At 72.0% G+C, this 19134-nt stretch carries 16 protein-coding genes and 1 pseudogene; 6 read left to right on the top strand and 11 right to left on the bottom strand.

The genetic code is table 11. The features are described 5' to 3' along the window. Positions 1–6: 6 nt before the first annotated feature. The 6 genes and pseudogenes from BGM09_RS37815 to BGM09_RS19015 all read right to left on the bottom strand — a co-directional run. Positions 7–428: pseudogene (locus BGM09_RS37815) on the bottom strand (hypothetical protein); the annotation flags it as partial. Positions 429–468: 40 nt separating this feature from the next. Then, a complete protein-coding gene (locus BGM09_RS19035; RefSeq protein WP_188282836.1) occupies positions 469–1530 on the bottom strand; it encodes a substrate-binding domain-containing protein in 1062 nt (353 codons plus the stop codon). Positions 1531–1627: 97 nt separating this feature from the next. After that, entirely contained in the window at positions 1628–2644 is a 1017-nt protein-coding gene (locus tag BGM09_RS19030) for an ABC transporter permease (RefSeq protein ID WP_188282835.1), read from the bottom strand. Continuing rightward, positions 2641–4251, bottom strand: a complete 1611-nt coding sequence (locus BGM09_RS19025; RefSeq protein ID WP_188282834.1) for a sugar ABC transporter ATP-binding protein — start codon at positions 4249–4251, stop codon at positions 2641–2643. The genes BGM09_RS19030 and BGM09_RS19025 overlap by 4 nt, the downstream gene beginning before the upstream one ends. Then, entirely contained in the window at positions 4248–5414 is a 1167-nt protein-coding gene (locus BGM09_RS19020; RefSeq protein ID WP_317452779.1) for an ROK family transcriptional regulator, read from the bottom strand. Before BGM09_RS19020 ends, BGM09_RS19025 begins: the two co-directional genes overlap by 4 nt. Before the next feature lie 241 nt (positions 5415–5655). Beyond that, positions 5656–7077 (bottom strand): cation:dicarboxylate symporter family transporter, encoded by a 1422-nt coding sequence (locus BGM09_RS19015; RefSeq protein WP_188282833.1) that lies wholly within the window; start codon positions 7075–7077, stop codon positions 5656–5658. A 136-nt stretch (positions 7078–7213) separates the two neighbouring features. On the opposite strand from BGM09_RS19015, the gene BGM09_RS19010 reads away from it, so the two are divergent. Then, positions 7214–8875: a sensor histidine kinase gene (locus BGM09_RS19010; protein ID WP_188282832.1), complete on the top strand. Its 1662-nt coding sequence runs from the start codon at positions 7214–7216 to the stop codon at positions 8873–8875. Then, positions 8872–9558, top strand: coding sequence for a response regulator (locus BGM09_RS19005; protein ID WP_188282831.1), 687 nt, complete (start codon positions 8872–8874; stop codon positions 9556–9558). Before BGM09_RS19010 ends, BGM09_RS19005 begins: the two co-directional genes overlap by 4 nt. Here the strand turns inward: BGM09_RS19005 and BGM09_RS19000 are convergent. Continuing rightward, positions 9528–9779, bottom strand: coding sequence for a hypothetical protein (locus tag BGM09_RS19000; protein WP_188282830.1), 252 nt, complete (start codon positions 9777–9779; stop codon positions 9528–9530). The two genes, BGM09_RS19005 and BGM09_RS19000, sit on opposite strands and share 31 nt — an antisense overlap. A gap of 16 nt (positions 9780–9795) precedes the next feature. Here BGM09_RS19000 and BGM09_RS18995 point away from each other — a divergent pair, with 16 nt between their 5' ends. Continuing rightward, positions 9796–10776 (top strand): aldo/keto reductase, encoded by a 981-nt coding sequence (locus tag BGM09_RS18995; RefSeq protein ID WP_188282829.1) that lies wholly within the window; start codon positions 9796–9798, stop codon positions 10774–10776. A 37-nt stretch (positions 10777–10813) separates the two neighbouring features. Here BGM09_RS18995 and BGM09_RS18990 read toward each other — a convergent pair whose 3' ends face one another. Together BGM09_RS18990 and BGM09_RS18985 are read right to left on the bottom strand one after the other, a co-directional pair. Beyond that, complete coding sequence (locus tag BGM09_RS18990; RefSeq protein WP_411158333.1) at positions 10814–12331, bottom strand: sensor histidine kinase; 1518 nt, start codon at positions 12329–12331, stop codon at positions 10814–10816. 68 nt (positions 12332–12399) lie between these two features. Continuing rightward, the gene (locus BGM09_RS18985) at positions 12400–13062 is read right to left on the bottom strand and encodes a response regulator transcription factor (RefSeq protein WP_188282827.1); all 663 of its coding nucleotides are present in this window, start codon (positions 13060–13062) and stop codon (positions 12400–12402) included. Between the two features lie 135 nt (positions 13063–13197). Between BGM09_RS18985 and BGM09_RS18980 the strand changes: the two genes are divergently transcribed. Then, on the top strand, positions 13198–13848 hold the full coding sequence (locus BGM09_RS18980) for a PepSY domain-containing protein (RefSeq protein WP_188282826.1): 651 nt from the start codon (positions 13198–13200) through the stop codon (positions 13846–13848). An 81-nt stretch (positions 13849–13929) separates the two neighbouring features. On the opposite strand, the gene BGM09_RS18975 is transcribed toward BGM09_RS18980, so the two are convergent. Beyond that, positions 13930–14943, bottom strand: a complete 1014-nt coding sequence (locus BGM09_RS18975) for a LacI family DNA-binding transcriptional regulator (RefSeq protein WP_188282825.1) — start codon at positions 14941–14943, stop codon at positions 13930–13932. 275 nt (positions 14944–15218) lie between these two features. Between BGM09_RS18975 and BGM09_RS18970 the strand changes: the two genes are divergently transcribed. Next, positions 15219–17456: an RICIN domain-containing protein gene (locus BGM09_RS18970; protein WP_317452778.1), complete on the top strand. Its 2238-nt coding sequence runs from the start codon at positions 15219–15221 to the stop codon at positions 17454–17456. 98 nt (positions 17457–17554) lie between these two features. Here BGM09_RS18970 and BGM09_RS18965 read toward each other — a convergent pair whose 3' ends face one another. Beyond that, a complete protein-coding gene (locus BGM09_RS18965; protein ID WP_188282823.1) occupies positions 17555–18400 on the bottom strand; it encodes a class I SAM-dependent methyltransferase in 846 nt (281 codons plus the stop codon). Between the two features lie 145 nt (positions 18401–18545). Between BGM09_RS18965 and BGM09_RS18960 the strand changes: the two genes are divergently transcribed. Then, a complete protein-coding gene (locus BGM09_RS18960; RefSeq protein ID WP_188282822.1) occupies positions 18546–18986 on the top strand; it encodes a protein-tyrosine phosphatase family protein in 441 nt (146 codons plus the stop codon). Positions 18987–19134: the final 148 nt, after the last annotated feature.

Below are 19134 nucleotides of genomic sequence, written 5' to 3'. Positions count from 1 at the left end.
CCGCGGTCACTGCCCCCGGTCGGTGGGCGTCAGTCCTGATCCGGGGTCGGTGATCTCTGATCCGGGGTCGGGGTTCCCGGCGGTCCGGGCGGGGACAGGGGTCCAGGCGGCGTCGTTCTCGGCGCTGCGCTGGACCGCGTCCAGGGCGAGCTGGACCTCCAGGGCGTCCGCGAAGGACGGCTCGGGGTCGCACTCCTCGGCGATGGCGTGACCAGGTCGCGCGCTTGGTGGGTGAAGGCGTGTTCGTAGCCGAGTCCGTGGCCCGGCGGCTGGGTGGCGTCGCGGAACTCCAGTGCGTTGAGGCGTTCCAGGTCGAAGGCGGCCGAGCCGAGGGAGCCGTTGATCTCGATCCGCAGGGCGTTCTTGCGGCCGGTGGCGAACCGGGTCGCCTCGAAGGTGGCCAGCCGGTGCGCGGAGCGCGAGGTGAAAGGGCGGAGCGCGGGGTGAAGGGAAGGGGAGCCGCCGGGGTCAGAAGCCCAGCGGCAGGTAGTCCGCCACATTGGACGTGGTGATGGTCTCCGAGGCGAGCCGCAGTTCCTTGGGCACGCCCAGCTCCGTCAGGTCGGCCATGCCGCGGTTGTTGGCCAGCAGCCGGGCGAGCGAGACGGCCGAGCCCGCCATCGTCGGGCTGTAGGTGACGGTCGCCTTGAGCACGGTGTCGTCGTCGCGGATCTGTTCCATGACCTTGCGCGAGCCCGCCCCGCCGACCATGAAGAACTCGTCGCGCCCGGCCTGCTTGACCGCGGCGAGCACGCCCACGCCCTGGTCGTCGTCGTGGTTCCACACCGCGTCCAGCTTCGGTGCCGCCTGGAGCAGGTCGGAGGTGACCTGGTGGCCCGAGTCGATGGTGAACTGCGCCGAGACGCGGTGCTTGACGCTCAGCCCGTACGTAGCCAGGGCCTCCTTGAAGCCGCGGCTGCGGTCCTGGGTCAGCGGCAGATTGTCGATCCCGGCGATCTCGGCGATCGTCGCGTTGGTCTTCCCGTCCGCCTTGAGGCGGCTGCCGATGAAGTGGCCCGCGGCCACGCCCATGCCGTAGTTGTCGCCCTTGATCAGGACCCGGAACGCCTGTTCGTCGGAGAACTGCCGGTCGAGGTTGACCACCGGGATACCGGCCTGCATGGCCTTGCGTCCGGTGGCGGTGAGCTGGGCGCCGTCGAAGGGCAGCACGACGATGACGTCGGGCTTGGACTGGATCAGCGTCTCCATCGCGGCGCGCTGGGCGGTGGCGTCCTCGCCCGCCTCCACGGCCTTGAAGGTGACCTCGGAGAACTGCTTGGCGCGGCTCTGCGCGTTGGTGGTGATGGCCGCGAGCCAGCCGTGGTCGGCGGCGGGGGCGGAGAAGCCGATGGTGATGGCCTTGCCGGGCGCGCCGCTGTCCACGGGCGCGGCCGGGGCGGAGGTCTGCGTGGACGGCTCGTCCTGACTGTTGGAGGTACAGGAGGCGACCAGGGCGGTGGCGCCGACGGCCGCGCCGCTGAAGAGGATGTTTCTGCGGGTGACACGAGAGCTTCTTGACTGTTCGGACATTTCGTCCTCCGCGAGGGTGGGTGGTGCCGTGCGCGTGGCGTACGGCTTACGGCGGGCGGCTGGGAGAGACCGGAAGGAGGGGAGCGCCGGTGGCCGGTCAGAGGCGGCGGCGCAGCAGCAGCCTGCTCGGCTGGAACTGCTGGACCAGGACGGCGCCCGCGATGATGGCGCCCTTGACGATGTTCTGCACTTCGGCCGGCAGATTGTTGAGGATGAACAGATTGGTGATGGTGGTGAAGACCACCACGCCGAGCAGCGAGCCGACGACGGTGCCCCGGCCGCCGGTCAGTACGGTCCCGCCGATGATGACGGCGGCGATGGCGTCGAGTTCGTACAGGTCGCCCTGGCCCGAGGAGCCGGCGTTGGCCTGGGCGACGACCATGATCGCGGCGATGCCGCAGCACACACCGGACAGCGCGTACAGATAGACCGTCTGGCGGCGGACGTTGATGCCCGCCAGCCGGGCCGCTTCCGCGTTGCCGCCGACGGCGACGGTGCGGCGGCCGAAGGCGGTGCGGTTGAGCAGCACCCAGCCGACGGCGGCGACGGCCGCGAACAGCCAGACCAGCAGCGGGATGCCGAGGAGCTTGTTCTCGGCGAAGCGGTTGACGGCGCCGACGTCGACCTCCTGGGTCTTCTTGTCGGAGATCTTCGCTGCCAGACCGCGGGCGCTGACCATCATGGCGAGGGTGGCGATGAAGGGGACGAGGCGCCCGTACGCGATCAGCAGGCCGTTGACCGTACCGGCGACGGCGCCGACGATCACGGCGGTGAAGACCATGCCGGGCACGCCGAAGTCCTGGGTCGCGACCGTCGTGCACCACACGGCGGCCAGCGCGGTGAGCGCCCCGACGGACAGGTCGATGCCGCCGCCGATGATCACGAAGGTCATCCCGATGGCGATCACGCCGATCGCCGACGCCTGGGTGAGCACGTTGAGGATGTTGCCACTGGTCAGGAAGCGGTCGTTGGCGCTGATCAGGCCGATCACCACGAGCGCGGCCAGGACCGCGGTGAGTCCGAGATTGCGCCGTACGGGCTCGGCCGCGTCCCGTCTCCACCAACTCGTCGGCTCGGTCTTCGTCGCCGGCGGCGAGGTGAGGTCGCTCGTCACTGGTCCGTCCCTTCCAGCAGTGCCCCCGCCATGACCAGGTCGAGGACCAGGTGTTCGTCCAACTCCCGCGCCGGGGCCTCCCGTACGATCCGGCCCTCGCGCATGACCAGGACCCGGTCGGCCAGGCCCAGCACCTCGGGGACCTCGCTGGAGACCAGCAGCACCCCCACGCCTTCGTCTGCCAGGTCCCTGATCACCCGGTACAGCTCGGCGCGGGCTCCGACGTCCACGCCTCGGGTGGGTTCGTCGAGCAGCAGCAGGCGGGTGCCGCCGAGCAGCCAGCGGCCGACGACGACCTTCTGCTGGTTGCCGCCGGACAGGGTGCCGGCCTTGCGTCCGACGTCGCGCGGGCGCAGGTCGAGCCGGTCGGCGATACCGCGCGCGGCGGTACGTTCGGCGCCGCCGCGGACGAAGCCCGCGGTGGTGTGCCGGGGCAACGAGGCCAGGCCGATGTTGCGTTGGACGGCCTCGTCCAACAACAGCGCCTGGCTCTTGCGCTCCTCCGGCGCGAGACCGAGTCCGGCGCGCACGGCGGCGGGGACGCTGCCGGGCCGGAGCCGCCGCCCCCGTACGAGGACGTGGCCGTGGTCGGGGCGACGCGCGCCGAAGACCGTCTCCAGCAGTTCCGAGCGGCCGGACCCGACGAGTCCCGCGATGCCGACGATCTCGCCGGGCGCGACGGTGAGCGAGACGTCGGCGAACTCCCCCTGACGGCTGAGGTGTTCCACCCGCAGCAGTTCGGTCTCCGGCCCCTGACGGTCGGCGCGTTCGGCGGCCGACCGCTTGGAGAAGGTGGGGCGGCGCGGGAAGACGTACTCCAGGGAGCGGCCGGTCATCAGGCCGACGAGTTCCCTGGTGGGGGTCGAGGCGGGCAGGTCGGCGGCCGTGGTGCGGCCGTCCTTGAGCACGGTGACGCGGTCGCAGATCTCGCGGATCTCGTCGAGCCTGTGCGAGATGTAGATGACCGCGATGCCCTGGCCGCGCAATTCGCGGATGATCCGGAAGAGGTTGGCGACCTCGTCGTGGGCGAGGACCGCGCTCGGCTCATCCATGACCAGCAGCCTGGCCTCACGTGACAGGGCGCGGCCCATGCTGACGATCTGCCGTGCGGCGGCGGGCAGTTTGTCGACCGTGCGGTTGACGGGTATCTCGGGGTGGCCGAGGCGGCCGAGCACGGCGCGGGCCTGCTCGCGCATACCGGGCCTGCGGACGAATCCCGCGGTGCGCGGTTCGTGGCCGAGCAGCACGTTCTCGGCCACGGTCATGTGCGGGACGAGGTCGAGTTCCTGGTAGATGGTGGCGATCCCGGCGCGCATGGCCGCCTGGGGGTCGGCGAAGGTGACCGGTCTCCCCCGCCACTCGATACGGCCCGAGTCGGGCCGGTGCACTCCGGAGAGCACTTTGATCAGGGTGGACTTGCCCGCGCCGTTCTGGCCCAGCAGGCAGTGCACCTCCCCCGGCCGAACCGCCAGCTCGACGCCGTCCAGGGCCCGGACCCCGGGGAACGTCTTGACGACCCGGTCGAGGCGGAGAATCGGTTCCCGGACGAGGTGCGGACTCGCGGACGCGGGGGAACGGGCGGGTGGGCTGGGAGGGTTGGCGGTCATAGCTGTCTCCCGTAGTGGAGTTCGCTGGCCAGCAGCGCGGCGCCGACGACCCCGGCCCGTGGGCCGAGCTCCGACAGGACGATCGCCAGATTGCCGGTGGCCAGCGGCGGCGAACGTTTGTAGACCACGCTGCGGATCTCGGCGAGCAGGAGGTGGCCGAGTCCGGCCAGGCCGCCGCCGATGACGATCATCGACGGGTTCATGAGGCTGACCAGGTGGGTGAGGACCTGTCCGACGCGGTGGCCGCCGTCCCTGACGAGGCTGAGGCAGACGAGGTCGCCGCCCGCCGCGCACTGGGCGACGTCCGCGGCGGTCACCGCGCCGTGGGCGGCGAGCCGTCCGGCCAGGGCCTCGGAGCGTCCGGCGCGGGCGGCAGCGGTGGCGTCCCTGGCGAGGGCGACACCGCCGAAGTGCGCTTCGAGACAGCCGGTGTTGCCGCAGGAGCAGGGCAGGCCCGCCGCCTCGACCTGGATGTGTCCGATGTCGCCCGCCGAGCCTTCCGAGCCCCGGTAGATCTGGCCGTGCACCTGGACACCACAGCCGATACCGCTGCCGATCTTCACGAACAGGAGGTTGTCGACGGAGCGGGCGACGCCGCCGTGGTGTTCGCCGAGCGCCATCAGATTCACGTCGTTGTCGACGACGACCGGGCAACCGTGCTCGCTGGTCAGGGTGGAACGCACCGGGAAGCGGTCCCAGCCGGGCATGATCGGCGGGGAGACGGAGACGCCGTCCCGGAAGCTGACCGGTCCCGGCAGGCCGATCCCGATGGTGTCGAGCCGGGCGCCGCGGCTCTGCGCGCCCAGTTTGCGCAGGAGTTCGCTGACCCGGTCGAGCACGGGCCCCGGTCCCTGGCGGATGTCGGCGCTCTCGGAGTACGAGGCGACCGCGGCCAGGCGGCCGTCGGTGATCTCGATGTCGATGGAGCTCGCACCCAGGTCGACCGCGGCGAAGCGCAGTTCCGGGTCGAGTCGGACGAGGGTGGAGCGGCGACCGCCGCGCGAGGCCGCGGGTCCCGCCTCCAGGATCGTGCCGCTCGCGATCATCCGGTCGAGTTCGGCCACCAGCCGTGGGCGCGGCATCTCCAACTCGTCGGAGAGCTGCGCCCGGGACAGCGGCCCGAGGTCACGCAGGCGGCTCAGTACGCGGTACTGGATGTTCACGGGCCCCCACTTCCTCCGATGGCGTCAGAAGTTGTGACGGAACGTTAGAACTGTGCCAAGCGCCGGTCTAGAGCTTTCACAGAGATTGCTAAAAGTTGTTATAGAAATGACAAAAGAACTGGACTGGCAGAACTGAAGGTGGATCACTTCCGGCCACGTGGACCGGCGTTGGCCTCCATGCGTGCGCGGGCCCCGCCGGAAGGGGGAGTTCCGACGGGGCCGTTCGGGAGGGCGCGGGAGGTCAGAGCGCCGCGGGCTCCTTCTTGACCAGGGCGCCCTCGGGCGCGCTCTGATCGAGCGCGGGCTGATCGGGCGCGGGCTGTCCCGGAACGGGCGACGGCGCGTGGGCGTCGTCCTCGTCGGACAGGGTCGACTCGTCGAAGGGCAGCTCTCCCGCGAAGACCCGCTGCGCGCGGTCGCGGTCGAACTCCTTCGTCCAGGTGCCGATCAGGACAGTGGCGACGGCGTTGCCCGCGAAGTTGGTCACAGCGCGGGCCTCGCTCATGAAGCGGTCGATGCCGACGATCAGACCGATGCCGTCGACCAGCGCGGGGCGGTGCGACTGGAGTCCGCTGGCGAGCACGGCCATGCCGGAGCCCGAGACCCCGGCCGCGCCCTTGGAGGCGATCATCATGAACAGCAGCAGAGAGATCTGCTGGCCGAGGGAGAGCGGCTGGTCCATCGCGTCGGCGATGAACAGCGACGCCATCGTCAGATAGATCATCGTGCCGTCGAGGTTGAAGGAGTAACCGGTCGGGACCGTGATGCCGACGACGGGCCGGCTCACCCCGAGGTGTTCCATCTTGGCGATCAGCCGCGGCAGCGCCGACTCCGACGACGACGTGGAGACGATCAGCAGGAACTCGCGCGCGAGGTAACGCAGCAGGTGGAAGAGGTTGACCTTGGCGAACAGCCACAGCACCGCGCCGAGGATGACCACGACGAAGATCAGGCAGGTCACGTAGAAGCCGATCATGATCGTGGCCAGCGCCTTGAGCGCGTCCACGCCCGCGGAGCCGACGACGGCGGCGATCGCGCCGAACGCTCCGACGGGGGCGGCCCACATGATCATCGACAGGACGCGGAAGACCAGTTTCTGGAGGTGCCCGACGCCGCGCAGCACGGGCGCCCCGACCGGTCCCATGGCCTGGAGGGCGAAGCCGACGAGCAGCGCCACCAGCAGCGTTTGCAGCACCTGGCCTTGCGTGAAGGCGGACACCAGGGTGGTCGGGATGATGCCGAGGACGAAGTCCACGCCTTCGGTGGGGGCGTCGGTGGCCTGGGCCTGGCCCGCGTTCTTCAGCGCCTCGGTCAGGTGCAGCCCGCTGCCGGGGTGCAGGATGTTGCCGACGAGCAGGCCGATGGCGAGCGCGGCGAACGACATGGTGACGAAGTAGCCGAGCGCGAGGCCGCCGACCTTGCCGACCTTGGCGGCGTTGCGGACGGATCCGATGCCGAGCACGAGTGTGCAGAAGATGATGGGCGAGATCATCATCTTGATGAGATTCACGAAGCCGGTGCCGATCGGCTTCAGTTCGACGGCCACACCGGGCGCGACGAGGCCCAGCACGGCGCCCGCGATCGTCGCCAGGATGACGGCGGTGTAGAGGTAGTGGGTATGGTCTCGACGGCTCGTGACGTCGCTGGGGGCCTGGGCTGACACCTTCGTCTCCCTCGGTCCGCGGGCGCCGTCCCGAGCGCCCGCGATCGGACAGGTCCCGGTGACTATGCGCTCGGGGCGTGAGCCAGGTCACGTTTGCGTTCATTGAGTTCGCGAGACTGCGTGCACACTGTTGTGCATGCCCGCCATACCCCCCACGTCGAGCACGGCGGCCGGACTGAGCCGCTTCCGCCGCTCTCGGACCCGGCCGCGCAGCCTGGCCGGTCAGCTCTTCGCCGTGCAGGTGGTGATCGTGGCCCTGGTGGTCGGCGGCTGCGCCGTGCTGGCGTACGTCAACGCGGGCAGCCGGGCCGAGGACGCGGCCCGTGACCGGGTCTCCGCCGCGGCCACCGCCGTCGCGGACTCCGACACCGTGGTGCGCGCGGCCCGCTCCGCCGATCCCACCGCGGCCCTCCAGCCGTACGCCGACCGCGTCACCGCGGACGCGGGCGTGGACTTCGTGACGATCATGGACACCCACGGCATCCGCTGGACCCACCCCGACAAGTCGCTGATCGGGAAGCACTTCCTCGGCCACATCGCCCCGGCCCTGCGCGGGCAGACGTTCACCGAGACGTACACCGGTTCGCTCGGCGCCTCGGTACGCGTCGTGACGCCGGTCCGCTCCGGCGACCGGATCGTCGCGCTGGTGAGCGTCGGCATCAAGGTCGACACCATCAGCCAGCAGGTCCGCAAACAGCTCACCGCCCTGGTCGCGGTGGCGCTGGCCGCACTCGTCGTCGGCGGCCTCGGCACGTATGTGGCCAACCGGCGGCTGCGCACGCACACCCACGGGATGGCCGCGACCGAGCTGAGCCGGATGTACGACTATCACCAGGCGACACTGCACGCGCTGCGCGAGGGCCTGATCCTGCTCGACGCCGACCGCAGGGTCGCGCTGTGCAACGACGCGGCGCGCGAGCTGCTGAGCCTCGGCGAGCAGGACGTCGTCGGCCGGTACGTGGACACCCTCGGCCTGCCCGTATCGCTGACCGGCGCGTTGCTGGCCGCCGAGCCGCGGGTCGACGAGGTGCACCTGACGTCCGAGCGGGTCGTGGTCGTGAACACCTCGCCGGTACGGGGCGGCGAGCGGCGCGGCACCGTGGTCACCCTGCGCGACCACACCGATCTCCAGGCGCTGACCGGGGAGCTGGACTCGGTGCGCGGCTTCGCCGAGGCGCTGCGCTCCCAGGCCCACGAGTCGTCCAACCGGCTGCACACCGTCGTGTCGCTGATCGAACTGGGCCGTGCGCAGGAGGCGGTGGACTTCGCTACCTCCGAGCTGGAACTCGCGCAGGCGCTCACCGACCGGGTGGTGGCGGCGGTCGGCGAACCGGTGCTCGCGGCGCTGCTGCTCGGCAAGGCCGCCGAGAGCCACGAGCGCGGGGTTGAGCTGACCGTCACCGAGGACAGCCGGATCGACGACGGCGTCCTGCCGCCCGCGCTCACCGCCCGCGACCTGGTCACCGTGCTGGGAAACCTGATAGACAACGCGATCGACGCGGCCATCGAGGGCGCTGCCCGCGGCGGCGGCCGGCCGTCGGTCACCGTACGGGCCAAGGTCGAGGAGGACGAGCTGCTGCTGAAGGTCACGGACTCCGGGCGCGGTGTCGACCCCGCCACCATCCGCGAGGTGTTCCGGCGCGGGTGGACCACCAAGAGCGAGGGCCACGGTCTCGGCCTCGCCCTGGTCGAGCAGGCCGCGCGCCGCGCGGGCGGCACGGTCGGCCTCGACCGCGCCGAGGGCGGCGGCGCGGCGTTCACCGTACGGCTGCCGCTGGGGCAGGAGGCACGCGCGTGATCAGGGTCCTGGTCGTCGAGGACGATCCCGTGGCGGCCGACGCGCACCGGATGTACGTCGAGCGGCTGCCCGGCTTCTCGGTGGCGGCCGTCGTCCACACCGGCGGCGCCGCGCTGCGCCTGCTGGGCCGGGAGCCGGTGGACCTGGTGCTGCTCGACCTCAATCTGCCCGACGGCCACGGTCTCGACCTGGTACGACGGATGCGCAGCGCGGGGCAGAGCGCCGATGTGGTGGCGGTGACCTCGGCGCGGGATCTCACGGTCGTACGGCAGGCGGTCTCACTCGGGGTCGTGCAGTATCTGCTCAAGCCGTTCACCTTCCCCTCGCTGCGGGACCGGCTGGAGCGCTGGGCGCGCTACCGCAGTGACGCGGCCGGCGGTGAGGCGTCCGGGCAGGACGAGGTGGACCGGGTGCTGGGCGCGCTGCGCAGTCCGCAGGCCACCGTGCTGCCGAAGGGGCTGAGCGGTCCGACCCTCGAAGCGGTGACCTCGGCGCTGCGGGCGGCGGCGGACAGCGGCTTGTCGGCGGCTGCGGCGGCCCAGGCGGCAGGGGTCTCGCGCATCACGGCCCGCCGCTATCTGGAACACCTGGTCGACACCGGGCTCGCGGTCCGCAGCCCCCAGTACGGGCAGGTCGGCCGCCCGGAGCTGTGTTACCGCTGGTCGGACGGGGCGAAGCCGTAGGCCGGTGCGGCGGGCGGCACGGGCCAGGCCGGTCCAGGACGGTACGGGACGCTCCAGGCGCGTGCGGGCCGGGCCGGTGCGGCGGGTGACGGGCGCGGCGGCGGGCGACGTACGGTGATCATGCGGGTGGGCGGGACGTCGCGGGAGTACGCCCGCGTCGCACAGCCGCAGCCGTCCTCGTCGTAGCAGTCGTAGTCATCGTGCAGTCGCAGTCGTCCCACGGTCAGGAGCCGTCGCATGGTCACGCAGCCGCCGCCGTCGCTCGCCGACGTACCCCACCGGATCGGCCTCGGCCTGGCCGCTCTCGGGCGGCCCGGATACATCAATCTCGGCCGGGAGCGGGATCTGCCGCCGGGCCGGGACGTGGCGGCGATGCGACGGCGTACGCACGAGGTGCTGGACTTCGCCTACGCGCATGGCGTCCGCTACTTCGACGCGGCGCGCTCGTACGGCCGGGCCGAGGAGTTCCTGGCCGAGTGGCTGGACGCGGGCGGTGACCGGCCGGGGGTCATGGTCGGCAGCAAGTGGGGTTACACCTATACGGCGGACTGGCGGGTCGACGCGGAGACCCATGAGATCAAGGACCACGGGGTCGGCGTCTACGACCGTCAACTGGCCGAGACGCGCGCGCTGTTCGGCGACCGGCTCGACCTCTACCAGGTGCATTCGGTGACACCGGACAGCCCGGCTCTCACCGATCCCGTCCTGCACCGGCGGCTGGTCGCGCTCGCCGGTCAGGGGGTGGCCGTGGGCATCTCGACCAGCGGGCCCCGGCAGGGTGACGCGATCCGCGCGGCCCTCGATGTCAGCGTGGACGGCCGTCCGGTGTTCGGCAGCGTCCAGTCCACCTGGAACGTCCTGGAGCCGTCGGCGGGCCCCGCGCTGGCGGAGGCGCACGAGGCGGGTCGTACCGTCATCATCAAGGAAGGTCTCGCCAACGGGCGTCTCGCCGAACGCGGCCCGCGGCTGGACGCGGTGCTGGCTCCGGTCGCCGAGGCGACCGGGGCTTCCTACGACGCTCTGGCGCTGGCCGCCGCGCTGCGTCAGCCGTGGGTCGACGTGGTGCTGTCGGGAGCGGCGACCGAGGACCAACTGGCCTCGAATCTGCGCGCGGCCGACGTCCGTCTCAACGGCTCGCAACTCGGCTTGCTCGCCACAGAGTTGGCGCAGTCCCCGGTCGCGTACTGGGATCATCGCTCGCGCATGCCGTGGAACTGACGGTGAGCTGACGGTGAGCTGAGGGGAACTGACGGGGTCACACATCGGCGGCCGGCAGCCGGAGTTCGAAGCGGGCACCGCCGCTCTGCGCGGCGCCGACGGTGAGCGAGCCGCCGTGCCGGTGCGCCACGTCGCGGGCGATGGCCAGGCCGAGCCCGGCCCCGCCGTCGTCCCGGCTGCGGGCCTCGTCGAGCCGTACGAACCGCTCGAATATCCGCTCGCGCTCGGCTTCCGATACGCCTTCGCCATCGTCGGCGACCGCAAGCACGATCCACCCGTCCCCGCGGCGTACGGACACGGTGACCTCGGTGCGCGCGTGCCGTTGGGCGTTGTCGAGCAGATTGCGGACGAGCCGGGCCAACTGGCCCCGTGACCCGTTGACTTCGGCCCTCAAGGCGGCGTCCTGAGCGATGTCGACGGTGACCGGCGTACGGTCGGCGGCCCGCCCCTCGGCCTCCTCGCGCACCAACGCGGCCAGATCGACCGCCCGTTGCGTCGGGGTCTCCCCCGCGTCGAGGCGGGCGAGCAGCAGCAGGTCGGCCGCGAGGTGCTGGAGTCGCACGGTGTCCTTGACCGCGCCGGGGACGTCGAGCAACCGCGGGTGAGCGGAGCCGACTTCGAGCTGTGTGCGCAGGGAGGCGATCGGGCTGCGCAGTTCGTGCGAGGCGTCGGCCACGAAGCGGCGCTGCCGTTCGACGGACGCTTCGAGGGCGGTGAGCGTTTCGTTGGTGGTACGGGCCAGCCGGGCCACCTCGTCGTGCGCCGCGGGCTCCGGCACCCGCCGGGAGAGGTCTTCCGAGGCGGTGATGGCGGCCATCTCGCGGCGGATGCCCGCGACCGGGGCCAGTGCGCGGCGGGTGACCAGCCAGGTCACGCCGCCGACGACCGCCAGCAGGACGGGCAGTCCCGCCAGCATGACCACGGTGGTGGTCCGCACGGCGCTCTCGCGCGCCGCGAGCGAGGCGCCCGCGTGGACCAGGACCGTCTGCCCCGCGAGGTCGGTGGCCTTGACCGTCGCGAAGCGGTAGGCGGCGGCGCGGCCGTCCAACGTGGCGTGCCCCGCGCCCTCTTGGACGGTGCCGCTGATCTCGCCGACCACGGGGTCGGCGGTGCCGGTGGGCGTGGCGTGGTCGTCGCTCCCCCTGCTGCTGGGGCTCGCATCCTCCGCGCTGTCGTCCCGGCCGCCCCGGCCCCTGCCGCGCCCACCGCCGCCTCCGTGGTCCTCGGTCGCTGTTGGCGTTGGTGTCAGGCTGGGGGTGGGCGTCGGTGCGGGGCTCAAGGTGGGGCTCGGCACGGGCTTCGGGCGCACGTCCGCGACTCCCGTGCCGCTGACCTTGTCCAGGGTCCTGCTCGCCGCGAGCAACCGTCCGTCCGTGGTGGTCACTTGGACGGGCGCGTCGTCGGGGAGGGCGAGCCCGGAGTAGAGCGCGGTGTCCGCCTTGCGGGTCGCGACGGTCACGGCGACGCGGCGTGCGGTGTCGTTGGCCTGGCTCTGGGCCTGCTCGGTGAGGTTGGCGCCGAGCGAGAGGAGGACCGCGATCCCGGCGGCCACCATCGCCACGGTCACCACCGCGGTCGCGCCCAGCACCGTCTTGGCCTGCACGGACCCGAGCGGGCGGCGCCTCATGACGTGGCCAGGCGGTAACCGGCGCCGCGTACCGTCTGGATGGTGGCCGCGCCCAGCTTGCGGCGCAGCGCGCTGATGTAGACCTCGATGATGTTGGGGTCGCCGTCGTAGGCGAAGTCCCAGACGTGCTCCAGGATCTCCGGCTTGCCGACCACCTGGCCCGCCCGGACGGCGAGTTGTTCGAGGACCGCGAACTCCTTCGCGGTGAGCGCCACTTCGTCCTCGCCGCGGAACACCCGCCGTGCGGAGATGTCGACGGCGAGGCCGCCGACCCGCAGGACCGGCGAGGCGCCGGGCGAGGCCCGGCGGCGCAGCAGTGCCTTCACCCGCGCGACGAGCACGACGTAGGAGAACGGCTTGGTCAGATAGTCGTCCGCGCCGGTGTCCAGGCCCTCGGCCTCGTCGTACTCGCCGTCCTTGGCCGTGAGCATCAGGATCGGTACGTCGTTGCCCGCGGCGCGCAGTGCGGCGCACACGCGGTAGCCGTTCATGCCGGGCAGCATGATGTCGAGGACGACGAGGTCGTAGGCGCGGTCTCCGGCCAGGTGCAGTCCCGAGAGTCCGTCGTGGACGACGTCCACGGCGAAGCCCTCGGCCGTCAGTCCCCTGGCCAGGGAGACGGCGAGTCTCTTCTCGTCCTCCACGATCAGCAAGCGCATGGGCCCATCCTCCCCAATCGAACCTGAAGCGATCTTCAGGTCGCTTCAGGCTGCCTTCAGCTTGCTCCGGCCATCGTGTTGGCACGGACACAGCAACGACACAGGCCGGGTACAGCCCGGCCGGGGAGGCTCCTCATGAAGCGCAACATCACCGTCGCCGCCGTCGCCGCGGCGGCCCTGCTCGCCGGTGGCGGCTACACCGCCCTCGCCGCGGACGACCACGGTGGCCGTGCGGCGGCCGTACCGAGCGCCACGTCCCCGCACGACGCGGGCGACGACCACGGCGGCAACCGCCGTACGCCGTCGGCGGGGGCCCCGACGGGCGTCCCGCGCACAGGCACTCCGACCCCCGGCAGCACCGGCCTCACGGCGGCCGGGGCCGTGACCGCCGCGCTCAAGCCGTATCCGGGGACGGTCGTCTCCGTCGAGCGTTCCGGCACGGACTTCTGGGAGGTCAGGGTGCTCGGAAAGGACGGCGTCCTGCGCGAGTTGACGGTGAACGCGACCTCCGGCGCCGTCAGTCTGGACGGCCACGGCCGCGGCGGCGGCCGGGGCGCGGCGACTCCCCGCCCGACCCGCTCCCCCGGAGGTGACGACCACGGCCGCGACCACGGCAATGGCACCCCGAGCCCGACCCGCTCCCCCGGAGCCGACGACCACGGCGGCGACCGGTCGGGCGACGGTCACGGAAACGGGCACGGAAACGGGCACGGAAACGGGCACGGGAGCGGTCACGGCGCGGACGACGGCGGTCAGCACCGGGGCCGGGGCGGCGACGACTCCTGAGCCGTGGGCGCGGCGGGTACGAAAAGCGGGTCGCGGTGCCGCCGCCGTACCCGCCTCCCCCGGCGCCGTCGTGACCGGGCGTCAGTTGCCGGAACGCCTCCGGGCGGGTCCGGTGCTGTGGCGCACGATGAGGTCGGGGCGCAGGAGGTGAAGGGTGGCGGTCTGCGGGCCGGTGCGGGGAATGGCGCGCAGGAGGAGTTCGACGGCCTGCCGGGCCATCTGACGTTTGGGGATGGCGACCGTCGTGAGGGCCGGTCGGCAGAGCCGGACTTCGGCGTTGTCGTCGTGGCCGACGACCGAGAGATCGTCCGGGACGGAGCGGCCGAGAGCTCTGGCGGCCTCCAGCGCCCCGAGTGCGAGAACGTCGTGGGTGGCGAAGACGCCGGTCACGCGGGGGTCGGCGGTGAGAGCGGCGGTCGCGGCGGCGAAGCCGCCCTCGGGGGTCGGTTCCGGGGCGAGGAAGACGGCGGTGTCGGGGACGGCGAGGCCGTCGGCGGCGAAGGCGCGGCGGAAGCCCGCGACCCGGACGGTGTGCGCGGGGCTGGCGACGACGGCGACCCGCTCGTGGCCGAGGCCGCGCAGGTACCGTCCCGCGAGGTGACCGGCGCCCTCGTAGTCGATGGTGACGACGGGGAACAGCTCAGGGGCCTCGTTCTCCCAGGCGCAGAGCACGACGGGGAAGCGCGCGTCGGCCAGCAGCGGGAGGTGGTCGATGAGGTCGCGGTCGCCCGCTATCAGCAGGGCGTCGACCGAGCGGCTGGACAGACCGGCGAGGTGGCGCCGGGCGCGTTCGCCGTCGAGCCGGGTGGTGCACAGCAGCAGGTGGTAGCCGTGCCGCTCCAGGACGTCCTCGACCTCCTCGACGATCTCGGAGTAGAAGGAGCTGGCCACGGTGGGGACGAACAGGCCGACGGTCATCGTGGTGCCGGTGGCGAGCGACCTGGCCACCAGGTTCGGGGTGTAGCCCAGCTCCTCGATCGCCGCGCGCACGCGCGCCGCGGTCACCGGCCGCACCCGTACCCGGCCGGTGACGACGTTGGAGACGGTCTGTTTGGTGACTCCGGCGCGCTCGGCCACGTCCTGCATCGTCACCATGCGTCCCCCTGGGCATCGACCGTCACTCGGCATGGACCGTTCACAGGAGGGCGTGGCGTGGTCCTGCGCCGGACCGCACCGCGCCCAGCAGGAAGTATGCCCGCGGGCCGCACCGTCGGGCGGCCGTATGCGGCGGACAGCCGTACGCATGGCCGGAGTTGTGTGCCTCGCCCTCTTGTTTTACCGGTCAAATGAGCCCTACTCTCCTGCCCGGTCCCCCACCGGATTCGCCGGGCGCTCCCGGCCCGGCCGTCCGCCGAGAAGAAGGAGTCCTCGTGTCAGCTCCTCGCCCAGCACCTCGTAGAAGACTCGTCGCCGCGGTCGTCGCCCTGGCCCTGGCCGCTTTCGGCGGCGCGCTGGCGACCGCCCCGGCGTCGGCCGCCCCGCCCGCCGCCACGTACACGATCTCCGTCGGGTCGACGGCGTCCTACGCCTATCCGACCGACACCCCGGCCAGCGCGTACGTCGACAAGGACGGCACCTTCTACTTCCAGCAGTCGGCCTCGCTGTACGGCGCGAACGACCCGCGGGTCTGGGACTTCTACACCGGTAAGGACTTCGACGGCGCCTCCCGTTCGGCCGCGATCAGCAACGCGGTGAATCCGGCCAACTCCAGTGACAAGAACAACGACACGACGTGGCGCTGCGACAACAGCCCGACCGGCCTCCAGGCGACGTCCGCGGGGCCGGGCTCCGGCTACTCACAGCGCAACTTCTGCGACCTCGTCGGGGTGTGGGTCGATCCGGACACCGGCGACTGGTACGGCCTGGTGCACAACGAGTTCACACCGCAGCCCTTCGGCGACGGCCTGCACTACGACTCGATCGACTACGCCCGGTCCACGAACCAGGGCAAGGTCTGGACGATCCTCGGCCACGCGATCACCTCGCCGTACAGCACCGCGCGCAGCGACAGCGCCGCCTTCCCGAACCAGACGTACGACTACGGAGACGGCGACCCCCGGCTGTACGTGGACACCGCTTCGGGCTACTTCTACGTCTACTACGGCTCTCGGATCATCCCCAAGGCGGGTGTGGGCGGCGGCAACGGCGGCCTCGCGCATGTCGCCCGCGCTCCCCTGTCGGGGAAGATGGCGGCCGGTACGTGGTCCAAGTGGTACGACGGCTCCTGGTCGCAGCCCGGTGTGGGCGGCCGGGAGAGCAACATGGCGCCGGTGACGTCGTCGCACCCGACGGGTTACACACCGGTCGCGGACGACTACGACCCGGCCACCACCGGCAGCGTGGACCAGCAGGTCGCGGCGGGCCAACTGCCCGCGAAATCGGACCTGTTCATTATGAACATCACCTACGACGCCTATCTCGGCCTGTACATCGGCGAGCCGGAGGTCGTGTCGGGCACGGCGCCGCAGCGCTTCTACGTCACCGACGACCTCGCGACGCAGAAGTGGTATCCGATCGGCGACTCCGGCAGCTACACCTCAGGGTCGTGGTACCGCTGGTTCGTGGACGGCGCCAACAGGACCAACTCCACGATCGTCGGCAAGACCTTCCGGTCGTACTGCTCGATCGCCTGCGCGAAGTCCAGCGGCGAGTACGCGAACATCACCGTCGGTTCGACCGCACCGGCCGCACCGGCCTTCGACCCGGCCAAGACGTACCGGATCGGCGCCGGGAACGGCCGTCTGCTCGCCCAGGTGTCGGGCGGCGCCGCGACGACCTCGCTGGCGAGCGCCACCGGATCGAGCCTGGAGACCTGGGCGTTCGCGGGCAACGGCGACGGGTCCTTCCGGATCGTCAACGCCTCCAGCGGCGCGCTGCTGGGCGTCAACTCCGTTGCCACCGCGGGCCGGGCATGGGGCGCGGCGCCGACCGTGACCGCGGCGGGAACGGGCGGACCCACCGTCGGGCAGCAGTGGTTCGTCGTCCCCGGCGCGTCGCCGGACGGCGCGAAGTCCGGCGCGTACCGGCTGGTCAACCGCTACAGCGGCCTGGTCCTCGGCCTGTCGGCGGCCTCCGGGCGGCTCACCGAGACCACACCCGCCCGCTACTGGACCAACGGTACGGGCAACGCCGTGGGCGGGGCACGGACCGCCGCCGAGCAGACACTGACCATGACGCCGGTCGGTACGGCACCGGGCGGGCTGAACGGTCCGCACGCGCTGGTCACCGGGGGCAGGGCGCTGGACGATCCGGGCCACAGCACCACGGCCGGCACCCAGCTCCTCACCTGGACCGGCAACGGCGGCGCCAATCAGACCTGGCGGTTCACCCAGCAGGCCGACGGCTCCTATCAGCTCGTCAACGGCGAGTCGGGGCTGTGCGCCGATGTCAGCGACGGCTCGACCAGCGCCGGGGCGAAGGTCGTTCAGTGGACGTGCACCGGGGGCAGCAATCAGCACTGGACGGTGACCAAGCAGGCCAGTGGCGCGTACACCGTGGCCTCGGTGAAGAGCGGGCTGCTGCTGACCGCCGCGTCGGCGGCCGACGGCGCGCTGGTCACACAGCAGGCGAAGACCGACGCGGCCCTCCAGCAGTGGACGATCAACTGACCGCCGTGGGCTGACGCGTGTCGCCCGCGCCGTTGGAGGGTGGCCCTCCGCTCCTCCGGCCGCCCGCCAACGGCGCCTTTCCGTATGCCGGTTGCCCCTCAGGGGTGTGGAGGCTTGCGCCAGACCAACACCTCGGTGCTCGGCTGGCGCTCGGAGAAACGGCCGGACGGGGAGGCGTTCTCGAGCAGCCGGTCGAGGTCGGCCGCGAAGGCGTCCCGGCGGTCCCCGAACAGGTGCGGCGCGGAGGACGACAGGGAGAACACCCAGGCGGCCACGTCGTCGCCGGTGCGCTTCAGCGCCTCGCCGCCCGGTACGACCAGCCGGCGCGGACCGACGAATCCGGCCCTGGCCAGCACCGCGGTCTCGTCCCCTGGTGTGCCGTGCCGCAGCACTCCCTGTCCGGCCCGCCGCTCGGGGCCGAGGTGTTCCCTGACGAGCGCGTCGACCCCGTCGTACGGGACGGCGGGATACGGCAGGCCCCGCGCGGTCCGGCGTTCGTTCTTCAGATCCGCGATCTGGAGGAAGGCGCCGCCGGGCGCCAGCATGGCCCGCACCGTCGCGGCCACCTTGTCGCGGTCCATCCAGTGGAAGGACTGGCCGAAGGTCACGACGGTGAACGTGCCGAGATCCAGGGGCAGTTCCTCGGCGCGGGCCTGGATCCACCGAGTGCGATCCGACACGTCCGCGGCCACGGACTGGCACCGCGCCTCGGTGAGCATCGCGCCGTCCGGGTCCACTCCCACGACGTCGGCGAACAGGTCCGCGAGACCGAGCGCGACCGTGCCGGGACCGCAGCCCACATCGAGCAGGCGCCCCCGCCCGTCGAGGCCCAGCTCCCGCGCGAGGACGTCCGCGAGTCCCGGCGCGTACGGCAGCCGCCCGCGCCGGTAGTAGCGGGCCGAGCCCAGGAACAAGGTCTCGTCCCACTCCCAGCCCTCGGGCATGGCGCTCTCCGTTCTCCTCCGGCCGGATCGGTCACCCCATGATCGCCTGTCCGCGAGGGTTCGCCGCTCACGGTGTGGCGGCGGGCCGGTGTGGCGGCGGGCCGGTGTGCGGGTCGCGACCAGCGGGTCTCGGTAGGGTTCCGGGATGACCGAGAGCTGGGACCCGTCGGACGACGGGATCGTACGGTTTCCGTCGGGTGTGCTGGTGCGCGGACGCGGCCTGCGCCAAGCGCTTCCGGCGGGGCCGACGCCGTCCTTCGGCGTCTATCTCCTCGGCGGCGAGCCGCCGTTGACCCGGTGGGACGCGCGGTGGGTGCGCTGGCCGGATTTCCGGCTGCCCTCGGACCGGCGGCAGGCGCGGGCTGCCTTCGAGGAGGCGCTGGCCCGCGCGGCGGACGAGCGGGTGGAGGTCGCGTGCGGCGGCGGCATCGGGCGGACCGGAACCGCCCTCGCCTGCATGGCTGTTCTGGACGGGGTCCCGGCGCACGAGGCCGTCGCCTTCGTCCGCCGGCACTATCACCACCGCGCCGTGGAGACGCCGTGGCAGCGGCGCTTCATCCGCCGCTTCGACCGCGCGGAGCGCTGAGCGCGCGCCTGCGGAGATCCCCCACACGCCACGCCGGTACGGGAATCCGTCATCGCTCGTTCGCTGACCGTAACGCGGGCGACATGCCGGTTTGATGTTCTGTCCTGTCACAGAACGGCCCGGTCCCCGGCCTCTTCGTGAGGGCCGT

This window comes from Streptomyces sp. CBMA29 (assembly GCF_014596445.1).
GTDB lineage: Bacteria > Actinomycetota > Actinomycetes > Streptomycetales > Streptomycetaceae > Actinacidiphila.
Note: the sequence above shows the minus strand (reverse complement) of the source record. Positions and strands in the feature narration are given on the sequence as shown.